A 1,216-nucleotide genomic window follows, 5' to 3' on the forward strand; every position below is an offset into this window, starting at 1 on the left:
GCGTCGCTGGTCGCGTGGGCCGAGCGTGCCGCCCCCTGGCGCAGCTACCTCAGTGCGCATCTCTGGCGCGCGGCCCCGGTGCGACCGGCACGCGCGACCCGCACCACCGTTCCGAAGGAGACCTCATGACCGCGATCATCCAGACCCTCGACACCGTCGACGGTGCCTTCACGATCCTCGCCGACGACCGGCAGCGGGTGCTCGCCTCGGGCTGGACCGCGGATCACGAAGCGATCCTCGCGCGGCTGTCAGCGGCCACCCGCCCGGCCGACGTCGAGTCGGGGGAGACAGATGCCGCGGGTGCCGTGCGCGCGTTCTACGACGGTGACCTGGCCGCGATCGACGAGGTCGAGGTCGCGCAGACAGGCACGGCGCTGCAGCTCGCGGGGTGGTCGGCGCTGCGCGGGATCGAGCCGGGCGAGCCCCTCACCTACACGTCGTTCGCCGCTCGGCTCGGCAATCCTCGCGCAGTGCGGGCCGCCGCGTCGATCTGCGCCCGCAACGCGCCCGCGCTGTTCGTCCCGTGCCACCGGGTGCTGCGTTCAGACGGGACGCTCGGCGGCTTCGCCTGGGGGCTCGACGTCAAATCGAGCCTGCTGGCGCGCGAAGCAGGGGAGCGCTGACGAAGAAGCGGTCGACGGATCGGGAATCACTCTTGCGCTCAGCTTGTTCACAGGAATAGGCTGGTGGGCTGTCGCACCGACCGGACGACATCGCCGAGCCCCTGAGGAGGACACCATGACATCGATCGCCGCTGTGCAGATCGCCGCTCTCGGCTCGACCCCGGTGCGCCCGCTCCGCTAGAGCCCTTTCCGACACGCACGACTTCGCCGGACGCCGGACTCCGAGAGTCCTTCGCTGCGTCCGTCCCCTTCAGCAACCGCTTCCCCATACGAAACTCGTCTGAGAGACATGTCTTCCTCGCCTTCATCGCAGAACGCCTCCCCTTCCTCCTCGCTCTCCACCCCGGCCGCACTGTGGCGCCTGAAGCCCTTCGTGAAGCCGGTCATCTGGCGGCTTGCCGGTGGCGCCGCCAGCGCGCTGGTCGCGGCGATCATCGCCCTGATGATCCCGATCGTGCTCGAGCAGATCATCCGCGGTCCCGTGCAGACCGGGGCGATCGACGCCATCGCCTGGGGCGCGCTCGCCGTGTTCGGCCTGGCCCTCGGCGAGGCCCTCCTGGTCTGGCTGCGCCGCCCGTTCGTGCTCCACCCGG

At 70.6% G+C, this 1,216-nt stretch carries 1 protein-coding gene and 1 pseudogene; both read left to right on the plus strand.

What is annotated here, in order from left to right:
* Positions 1 to 125 precede the first annotated feature (125 nt).
* Positions 126 to 623, plus strand: a complete 498-nt coding sequence (locus J7E68_RS18820; protein ID WP_215175074.1) for a methylated-DNA--[protein]-cysteine S-methyltransferase — start codon at positions 126 to 128, stop codon at positions 621 to 623.
* A 289-nt stretch (positions 624 to 912) separates the two neighbouring features.
* Positions 913 to 1,216: pseudogene (locus tag J7E68_RS18825) on the plus strand (ABC transporter ATP-binding protein); the annotation flags it as partial.

This window comes from Microbacterium sp. ISL-103 (assembly GCF_018613995.1).
Taxonomy (GTDB): Bacteria; Actinomycetota; Actinomycetes; order Actinomycetales; family Microbacteriaceae; genus Microbacterium.

Coding starts and splice junctions, on each gene's coding strand:
- J7E68_RS18820 (WP_215175074.1), top strand. CDS start 126: ATGACCGCGATCATCCAGACCCTCGACACCGTCGACGGTGCCTTCACG.